Source organism: Microbispora sp. NPDC049633 (assembly GCF_040675265.1).
In the GTDB taxonomy this organism is placed as follows: domain Bacteria; phylum Actinomycetota; class Actinomycetes; order Streptosporangiales; family Streptosporangiaceae; genus Microbispora; species Microbispora maris.
Genome location: NZ_JBFAOO010000253.1, coordinates 1 through 9,003 on the forward strand (window position 1 = coordinate 1; position 9,003 = coordinate 9,003).

A 9,003-nucleotide genomic window follows, 5' to 3' on the forward strand; every position below is an offset into this window, starting at 1 on the left:
GGCGTGAAGCGCAACGCGCTCGCGCCCGACGAGCTGATCCGCGCCGTGCGCGCCCCGGCCGCCACCGGCCCGCAGTACTTCTCCAAGATCGGCACCAGGAACGCCATGGTGATCGCGGTCTGCTCGTTCGCGACCGCCCTGGACGCGGGGGAGCGGCGGGTGGGCACCGGCATCGGTTCGGCCGCGCCGACCCCGCGCCGCGCCCCGGACGCCGAGGACTTCGCGTCCGGCGCGCTGGACTGGGACGGCCGCGGGCCGCTCGACCCCGGCGTGGCCCGCCGGTTCGGCGACCTCGTGGCCGCCGCCGCCGCGCCGATCGACGACGTGCGGGGCCGCGCCGCCTACCGCACGCACGCGCTGGCCGTGATGGCGCGCCGCGCGCTGGGCTGGGCCTGGGACGACTTCAGGGGGAGCGCGTGATGAGGGTGAACGTGACCGTGAACGGCCGCCCGATGACGGCCGACGGCGTGTGGGAGGGCGAGAGCCTGCTGTACGTCCTGCGTGAGCGGCTCGGCCTGCCGGGTGCCAAGAACGCCTGCGAACAGGGCGAATGCGGCTCCTGCACCGTCTATCTCGACCGTACGCCGGTCTGCGCCTGCCTGGTCGCCGCCGGTCAGGCGGAGGGCCGCGAGGTGGTGACGGTCGAGGGCCTGACCGCCGGCGGCGGGCTGCACGAGGTGCAGCGCGCGTTCGTGGACGCGGGAGCCGTGCAGTGCGGGTTCTGCACCCCCGGTCTCGTCGTCCAGGCCCACGCGCTGCTCGCGGGCGCGGACGGGGTGCCGCCGGACGCCGACATCCGGGAGGCCCTGGCCGGCAACCTGTGCCGCTGCACCGGATACGAGAAAATTCTCGACGCCGTCCGCCTCGCCGCCGCCCGCCGCCACCCCACGCCGTGATCGTGGAGCCTGCCGCACTCACCGATCATGCGGGAATCATGGCCGTACCACCTGACCTGGGAGTCTTCATTGCGTGATCGCGCACCACGGCGAATGGTCATCGAGAACGCCTACGTCGTCCCGGTCGTGGGAGAGGAGATCCCGTCCGGTCACGTCGTCGTGGAGGACGGCCTGATCACGGCGGTCGGCCCCGGCCCGGCGGCGGCCGTCCCCGAGGGGGCCGAACGCGTCGACGGCGCCGGCTGCCTGGCCACCCCCGGCCTGGTCAACACCCACCACCACCTCTATCAGTGGGCGTCCCAGGGGGTGACGCCGGACGGGACGCTGTTCGAGTGGCTGGTGGCGAGCTACCGGCTGTGGGCTCGCATGGACGCCGAGGTGGTGGCGGGGGCCGCGACTGCGGGGCTGGCCTGGCTGGCCCTGTCGGGCTGCACGACCTCCACCGACCACCACTACGTCTTCCCCAAGGGCAGGGGAGACCTGTTCGAGGCGGAGATCGAGGCCGCGCGCCGGGTCGGGCTGCGCTTCCACCCCTGCCGGGGGTCGATGGACCGGGGCGCCTCGCGCGGCGGCCTGCCGCCGGACGAGGTCGTGGAGGACCTCGACGAGATCCTCCGGGCCACCGACGACGCGATCCGGAAATATCATGATCCGTCATTCGGGTCGATGCTGCGCGTCGCGGTCGCCCCCTGCTCGCCGTTCTCGGTCAGCGGCGAGCTCATGACCCGCTCGGCCGACCTCGCCCGCTCCCACGGCGTACGGCTGCACACGCACGTGGCGGAGACGGCCGACGAGGACGAGCACTGCAGGGAGCAGTTCGGCGTGCTGCCCGTCGAGTACCTCGACGACCTCGGCTGGCTGGGCCCCGACGTGTGGCTGGCGCACTGCGTGCACCTGACCGACAAGGACGTGCGGCGCTTCGCCGAGACCGGCACGGGCACGGCCCACTGCCCGTCGTCGAACGGCCGTCTCGGCGCGGGCATCGCCCGGGTCACCGATCTGCTGGCGGCGGGCGCGCCGGTCGGGCTGGGCGTCGACGGCGCGGCCTCCAGTGAGATGACCCCGCTCGCCGGGGAGATCCGCATGGCCGTCCTCACGCAGCGGGCCCGGTACGGCCCGCGCGCGCTGACCGCCCGCCAGGCTCTGGAGATGGCCACACTCGGCGGCGCCCGCTGCCTCGGCCGGGAGGCCGAGATCGGGTCGCTGGAGCCCGGCAAGCTCGCCGACGTCGCCCTCTGGCGGCTCGGCGGCTTCCACGCCGCGATCGACGATCCCGTCGTGGCGTTCGCGTACGGCGCCACGCCACCGCTGGAACGGCTGCTGGTGGGCGGCCGGACCGTCGTGGAGCGCGGCGAACTGCGCACGGTCTCCAATGAGGAGGCCGCGCGGGCCGGGGCCGGTGCCCATCGCCGCCTGACCACGGGAGATCATGTCTGAGACATCCCGGACGGACCGAGGGAGCAGGGCATGACAGGGCACGTCGTCATCGCGGTGGACAAGTTTCGCGGGTCGCTCACCGCGCCCGAGGTGGCCGCGCACGTGGCCGCCGGTCTGCGTGCTCCGGGATCGGGTGACGTGCCCGTCGTCGAGCTCCCGGTGGCCGACGGGGGCGACGGCACCGTCGACGCGGTCGTGGCGAGCGGCTTCACCCGGGTGGAGACGGAGGTGACCGGGCCCCTCGGCAACCAGGTCACCGCGAGCTACGCCGTACGCGACGAGCCCGGCGCACGGGTCGCCGTGATCGAACTGGCCGAGGCGTCGGGCCTGCGCAGGCTACCGGCGGATCCGGCGCCGCTGACCGCCACCAGCCGCGGCACCGGTGAGCTCGTCGCCCACGCCGTACGGCACGGCGCGACCCGCGTCGTGCTCGGCCTCGGCGGCAGCGCCTGCACCGACGGCGGCGCGGGGATGGCGCAGGCGCTCGGCGTGCGGCTGCTCGACGCGGCCGGCAACGACCTGCCGCCGGGCGGCGCCGCGCTGCGCGACCTGCACACGATCGACGCCTCCGGTCGCCTGCGCGGGGTCGAGGTGATCGTGGCGAGCGACGTGGACAACCCGCTGCTCGGGCCGTACGGCGCGGCGGCGGTCTACGGCCCGCAGAAGGGCGCGAGCCCGCGGGACGTGGCCGTGCTGGAGGCCGGGCTGGCCCGGCTGGCGGCCGTGGCCGCGCACACCCACGGCCTCGCGGGCGCCGCCGAGCACGACGGCGTGGTCCGCGCGATGGGCGTGGCCGGGCGGCCCGGGGCCGGCGCCGCGGGCGGGGTGGGCTTCGGCGCGCTGACGTTCCTGGACGCCGAGATCCGGCCGGGCATCGGCTACCTGCTCGACCTCGTGGAGTTCGACCGGCACGTCGAGGGCGCCCGGCTGGTCGTCACCGGAGAGGGTTCGGTCGACGAGCAGACGCTGCGCGGCAAGGCACCGGTGGGCGTCGCGGCGGCCGCGGCCAAGCACGGCGTACCGGTCGTCGCGGTCTGCGGCCGGCGGTCGGTGGGCGAGGAGGAGTTGCGGGCGGCCGGCATCGAGGCGGCGTACGCGCTGACCGACATCGAGCCCGACGCGAGCCGCTGCATGGCCGAGGCCGGGCCGCTGCTGGAGAAGCTCGCGGCGCGGGTAGCCGCCCGGCATCTCACGACATGAGGAGTGGCGCGTGGGGGAACCGTACGACCTGGTGGTGAGGTCCCGGCGGACCGTGACCCCGGAGGGGGAGCGTCCGCTCGCGGTCGCCGTACGCGGCGGCGTGATCGCCGCCCTGTGTCCCCACGACGAGCCGCCGGCGGCGCAGGAGTCCGCCGACCTCGGCGAGCTGCCGCTGCTGCCCGGGCTGGTCGACTCCCACGTGCACGTCAACGAGCCCGGCCGGACGCACTGGGAGGGCTTCGCGACCGCCACCAAAGCGGCGGCGGCCGGGGGCGTGACGACCATCGTGGACATGCCGCTCAACTCGCTGCCCCCGACCGTGGACGTGGCGGCGCTGGAGGTCAAGCGGAAGGCCGCCGGGGGGCGGTGCCACGTGGACGTCGCCTTCTGGGGTGGTGCGATCCCCGGCAACCTCGCCGCCCTGCGACCCCTGCACGAGGCCGGCGTGGCGGGCGTCAAGTGCTTCCTGTCGCCGTCCGGGGTGGACGAGTTCCCGGCGCTCGACCGCGAGGGGCTGCGGGCCGCGCTGGCGGAGGTGGCGGCCTACGACGGCCTGCTGATCGCGCACGCCGAGGACCCCGGCCTGCTGTCCGACCCCCGCGGCCCGGCGTACGACGAGTTCCTCAGGTCGCGCCCGCAGGAGGCCGAGCGCCGGGCCGTCGAGCAGGTGATCGCCCTCGCGGCGGAGACGGGCGCGCGGGCGCACATCGTGCACGTGTCGGCCGCCGCCTGTGTCGGACCACTGCGCGCGGCCCAGGCGGCGGGGGTGCGCGTCACCGCCGAGACCTGCCCCCACTACCTGACCCTGGCGGCGGAGCAGGTCACCGGGCCCGCCTACAAGTGCTGCCCGCCGATCCGGGAGGCCGCCAACCGCGACGCGCTGTGGCGGGCGCTCGCCGAGGGGGTGCTCATGGGGATCGTCTCCGACCACTCCCCGTCGACGCCCGATCTCAAGGTGCCCGACTTCGCCGCGGCCTGGGGCGGGATCTCCTCGCTCCAGGTCGGCCTGCCCGCCGTGTGGACGGCGGCCCGCGCCCGCGGCCACGGCCTGACCGACGTGGCGCGCTGGATGGCCGGGGGACCGGCCCGCCTGGCCGGCCTGCCGCGCAAGGGGGCGATCCGCGTGGGCAACGACGCCGACCTGGTCGCCTTCGACCCCGGCGCGGAGTTCACCGTCGACGTGGCGGCGCTCCACCACCGCAACCCGGTCTCCCCCTATCACGGCGCGCGGCTCGCGGGCGTGGTGCGCACCACCTGGCTGCGCGGCGTGCCCGTCGACTTCGCCGTCCCGCGCGGACGACTGCTGACCCGAGGAGCGCGATGACCGGCTTCACCCGCCTGCCCGACCTCGCCCTGCGTACGTACGGCGGGTCGGTCGTGGCCGCCAACGACGAGTCGTTCGCCGAACGGGAGGCCCTGATCAGGCCGGGACCGGCCGCGTTCCGGCCGCAGACCTTCGGCGCCAAGGGTCAGGTCTACGACGGCTGGGAGACCCGGCGGCGGCGTGCCCCCGGCCACGACTGGGCCATCGTCCGGCTCGGCCTGCCGGGGGTCGTCCGGGGCGTGGTGGTGGACACCGCGTGGTTCCGCGGCAACTACCCGCCGTACGCGTCGGTCGAGGCGTGCGCGGCCGAGGGCCACCCCTCGCCGGACGAGCTGGACGGCTGGGTGGAGATCGTGCCGAAGAGCCCGCTGAAGGGTGACGCGGTCCACGAGTTCGCCGTGACCGACCCCCGCCGTTTCACGCACGTGCGGCTGAACATCTTCCCCGACGGCGGCGTCGCGCGGCTGCGGGTCCACGGGCGGGTCGTGCCCGACCGCACGTTTCTGGAGGGCCTCACCGTCGACCTCGCCGCGCTGGAGAACGGCGGCCTGGTCACGGCCTGCTCCGACGAGTTCTACTCCGCCCCGAACAACGTCCTCGCGCCCGGCCTGGCCCGCAACCAGTCCGAGGGCTGGGAGACCGCGCGCCGCCGCGACGGCGGCAACGACTGGCTCGTCGTCGCTCTCGCCGGGCCGGGCCGGGTGGCCGTCGCCGAGATCGACACGACCAACCTGATCTTCAACGCCCCCGGCTGGGCCTCGCTCAAGGGCGCGGACGCGGACCGGGCGCCGCTGGAGGACGAGGACGCCTGGTTCCCGCTGCTGCCCAGGACCCGCCTGCAGCCCGACACCCGTCACCGCTACCGCCTCGACGGCGACCGCAGGGTCACCCACGCCCGGCTCGACATCTACCCCGACGGCGGCCTCGCCCGCCTCCGCCTCCTCGGCACCCTCACCCCCTGAGCCCTGCTCACCTGGCGGACTTGACGATTCATGCTCGAGGGGTAAAGCATTTTCTCTACACTCGCACGGCATGGAGGAATGGGAGGTCCGCGTCACCGACGACGTGCTCGGCTGGATCCGCAAGCTGGACGACCGGTCGCGGACTCAGGTCATCGACGCCATCGACAGACTGGCCGAGACCGGCCCCGGACTGGGGCGCCCGCTGGTCGACAGGATTGAAGGATCGAAGATTCACAACCTCAAAGAACTGCGTCCAGGCTCCGCGGGCCGTTCGGAGATTCGGATCCTGTTCGTGTTCGATCCCTGGCGCTCGGCCATCCTTCTTACAGGTGGCGACAAGTCCGGTGACTGGTCGGGCTGGTACCGCCGTGCCATACCCGAGGCCGAGGCGTTGTACGAGGAGTATCTGAGGGAGCGCGAGGCAGAGGAGAACCACCGATGACAAGTTTCCCCAAGTGGCGCGACATCCGGGCGGACATCGTCGCCGAGTCCGGCGGGGAGGAGGCCGTCGCCGAAGCGCGGCGGCGCAACCAGGCGTACATCGACGGCCACCGGCTTGCCGAGCGCCGCAGGGCGCAGGGCCTGTCCCAGGCCGACCTCGCCGATCTGATGGGCGTTACCAAGAGCCGCGTCTCCCAGATCGAGCGTGGTGAGGTGTCCACGGTCGAGGCCATAGCCCGTTATGTGCAAGCGCTGGGTGGGAGGATTCAGATCTCCGCGGTGTTCGGCGACGACCTCTACATCCTCAGGGGCGCCGACCCCGACGCCGCCTGACGTCTCCGCGGCTCCGCGTGGGCGGCGTGACGACGGCCACGAGTGGTGGCCGTAGGCGACCGGCCTTCGGGCGGGGGCGTCAGTGCCAGATGGTGATCGTGCTGCCCGGCGGCTGCTGGCCGAGCGGCTTCTCACCGACCACGCGGTCGGTGCCCACCACCTTGCGGACGTTGACCTTGAAACCGGCCGCCTTCAGCTCGTTCACCGCGTCGTGGACGGACTTGAACATCACATTGGGCACGTTGACGACGGTGGGCGGAGTCTGGCCGGGGTCGGCGGGGTCGGTCTCCCACGGCCAGCGGAAGCCCTGGTCCGGGCCGCGCGAGGCCGTCAGGTGGACGGTCGCCCCGGCCACCACCTCGGCGCCGCCGGACGGGTCCTGGGCGATCACCGTGCCCGGCGGGGCGTCGTCGGTGGTCTCGTCGATCTGGACGTTGAAGCCCTTGTCGCGCAGGATCTTCTCCGCCTGGTCGCGCATCATCTGCGTGACGTCCGGCATCAGCAGTCCCGCGCTGACGACGAAGTTGACCACACCACGCTTCTTGACGCGCTTGCCCACCGGCGGGTTGGTACGGATGACCTGGTCGCGGGGGATGGTGTCGCTCGCGCTCTTGCTGACCCTGCCGGGGGTCAGCCCGACCTCGGCGATCTTCGCCCGGGCGTCGGCCAGGCTGAGGCCCTCGACCTTCGGCACGGGGATGGTCTCGGGGCCGGCCGACGGGATCAGGGTGAGGACGGCGCCCTTGACCACCTCGGCGCCCGCGCCGGGCTCGGTGTCGAGGACGATGTCCTTCGGCACCTTGTCGTCGAACCTCGCCTTGCCGATCCGCACCTCGAAGCCGGCCTTCTGCGCCTCCTGCCTGGCGACCGTGATGTTCTGGTTCACCAGGTCGGGCACGATCGTGTAGCGCCCCTGGGAGAACCACCACCCGGTGAAGGCGACGCCCGCGACCATGACGAGGGCCAGCGCGGCGAGGAACCACACGGGCCTGACCCTGGTCCGGCGCCGCCGGCCCGTGTCGCCGGCGCCGGTCAGCAGTTCCGAGCGCGGCTGGATCATCGTCTGCCCGGCCGCCGGCCCGGCCTCCGGGTGCGCGTGCTGCGACGTGCCGAAGGGCGAGGCCCCGCCGGGCGGCGGGAGGGTCCGGTGCGCACCCGTCCGCACGCCGCTGTGGGCGCCGGTGTCGTGGGCTCCGTGAGGCGCGGCGTGCGCGCCGGTGTGCCCGGTCCGCGGCAGCGTGCGGTGGATCTCGACGGCCGCGACGAGCATGGCGGTCGCGTCCGCCGGGCGCGCCGCGGGGTCCTTGTCGGTTGCCGCCGCGACGAGCGCGTCGATCACCGGCGGCACGTCGGGCACGATCGACGACGGTGCGGGGACGGTCTCGTGCACGTGCCGGTAGGCAATCGACATCGGCGTCTCGCCCGCGTACGGCTGCCGCCCCGTGAGCAGCTCGAACAGCATGATCCCGGCGGCGTACACGTCGCTGCGGGCGTCGGCGGTGCCGGTCGTGACCTGCTCGGGCGACATGTAGCCGATCGTGCCGATCATCATGCCGGTCTTGGTCTGGTTGGTCGCCTCGATCGCGCGGGCCAGGCCGAAGTCCACGACCTTCACCCGGCCGTCGTCGGCGAGCAGCACGTTCTCCGGCTTGACGTCCCGGTGGATGAGCCCCGCCTGGTGGGCCGCGCCGAGGGCGGCGAGCACCGGGATGACCATCTCCAGCGCCTCGCGCGCCGGGAGGTGGCCGCGGCGGCGCAGCACGTCGCGCAGCGTCCTGCCGGGGACGTACTCCATCGACAGGTAGACGTTCGCCCCGTCCGTGCCCTGGTCGAAGACCTGCACGATGTTCGGGTGAGAAAGGCTGGCCACCGATTTGGCCTCACCGATGAACCGCCGCACGAACTGCGGGTCCTCGGCCAGCGAGCGGTGCATCACCTTGACGGCCACCGTGCGGTCGAGCCGGACGTCCAGAGCCAGGTATACGGAGGCCATGCCACCCCGGGCGATCCGGGACTCGACGCGGTAGCGCCCGTCGAGCAACTGCCCCACGAGCGGGTCGGTCAGCGTCGTGTCCACTCGCCAGAGTTTACGGGTGATTTGCCGCCGGGCGTGTTCCCGAATCCCAAACCGAGACCGATTCGGCAGCCTTCCGCGCCGTCCGAAAAGCCGTGCCGAATCCGAAAGCCGGGCTTACCAGACATGGATTCCCGCGACTGTCCGCCCGCCGGCGAAAACACGCCGGACAGGCGGGGAGGACGCCTCTGTGTGGTGGATGCGGCGGGCTCAGGACGGGCGGCCGGGGGAGGAGGCCTCGGCGTAGCGGCGGCGCGGGATGCGCCCCGCGAGCCGGGCCAGGCGCCCGGCCGTGACCGCCTGCCGCATGGCCGCCGCCATCAGGTCCGGCCGGTG

The 9,003-nt window shown here is 73.7% G+C and carries 8 protein-coding genes and 2 pseudogenes; 8 read left to right on the plus strand and 2 right to left on the minus strand.

Translation table 11 applies throughout. From position 1 onward, the window contains the following. From AB0J39_RS35615 to AB0J39_RS35650, 8 genes and pseudogenes are all read left to right on the plus strand, one after another. Positions 1-420 (plus strand): annotated as a pseudogene (locus AB0J39_RS35615) (xanthine dehydrogenase family protein subunit M); the annotation flags it as partial. After that, positions 420-896 (plus strand): (2Fe-2S)-binding protein, encoded by a 477-nt coding sequence (locus AB0J39_RS35620; protein ID WP_363472922.1) that lies wholly within the window; start codon positions 420-422, stop codon positions 894-896. The pseudogene AB0J39_RS35615 and the gene AB0J39_RS35620, both read left to right, overlap by 1 nt. Before the next feature lie 93 nt (positions 897-989). Beyond that, on the plus strand, positions 990-2,333 hold the full coding sequence (locus tag AB0J39_RS35625; protein ID WP_363472923.1) for an 8-oxoguanine deaminase: 1,344 nt from the start codon (positions 990-992) through the stop codon (positions 2,331-2,333). Positions 2,334-2,363: 30 nt separating this feature from the next. Beyond that, positions 2,364-3,533, plus strand: a complete 1,170-nt coding sequence (locus AB0J39_RS35630; RefSeq protein WP_363472925.1) for a glycerate kinase — start codon at positions 2,364-2,366, stop codon at positions 3,531-3,533. A gap of 10 nt (positions 3,534-3,543) precedes the next feature. After that, positions 3,544-4,857 carry an allantoinase AllB gene (gene allB / locus AB0J39_RS35635; RefSeq protein ID WP_363472927.1) on the plus strand — a complete coding sequence of 438 codons (1,314 nt, stop codon included), beginning with the start codon at positions 3,544-3,546 and terminating at the stop codon, positions 4,855-4,857. After that, positions 4,854-5,819 carry an allantoicase gene (gene alc / locus AB0J39_RS35640; RefSeq protein ID WP_363472929.1) on the plus strand — a complete coding sequence of 322 codons (966 nt, stop codon included), beginning with the start codon at positions 4,854-4,856 and terminating at the stop codon, positions 5,817-5,819. Before allB ends, alc begins: the two co-directional genes overlap by 4 nt. Before the next feature lie 70 nt (positions 5,820-5,889). Beyond that, entirely contained in the window at positions 5,890-6,261 is a 372-nt protein-coding gene (locus tag AB0J39_RS35645) for a type II toxin-antitoxin system RelE/ParE family toxin (RefSeq protein WP_363472931.1), read from the plus strand. Beyond that, on the plus strand, positions 6,258-6,593 hold the full coding sequence (locus AB0J39_RS35650; RefSeq protein ID WP_363472933.1) for a helix-turn-helix transcriptional regulator: 336 nt from the start codon (positions 6,258-6,260) through the stop codon (positions 6,591-6,593). Before AB0J39_RS35645 ends, AB0J39_RS35650 begins: the two co-directional genes overlap by 4 nt. Before the next feature lie 79 nt (positions 6,594-6,672). Here AB0J39_RS35650 and pknB read toward each other — a convergent pair whose 3' ends face one another. Then, positions 6,673-8,670: a Stk1 family PASTA domain-containing Ser/Thr kinase gene (gene pknB, locus AB0J39_RS35655; RefSeq protein WP_363472935.1), complete on the minus strand. Its 1,998-nt coding sequence runs from the start codon at positions 8,668-8,670 to the stop codon at positions 6,673-6,675. 207 nt (positions 8,671-8,877) lie between these two features. Continuing rightward, positions 8,878-9,003, minus strand: a pseudogene (locus tag AB0J39_RS35660) (thiazole synthase); the annotation flags it as partial.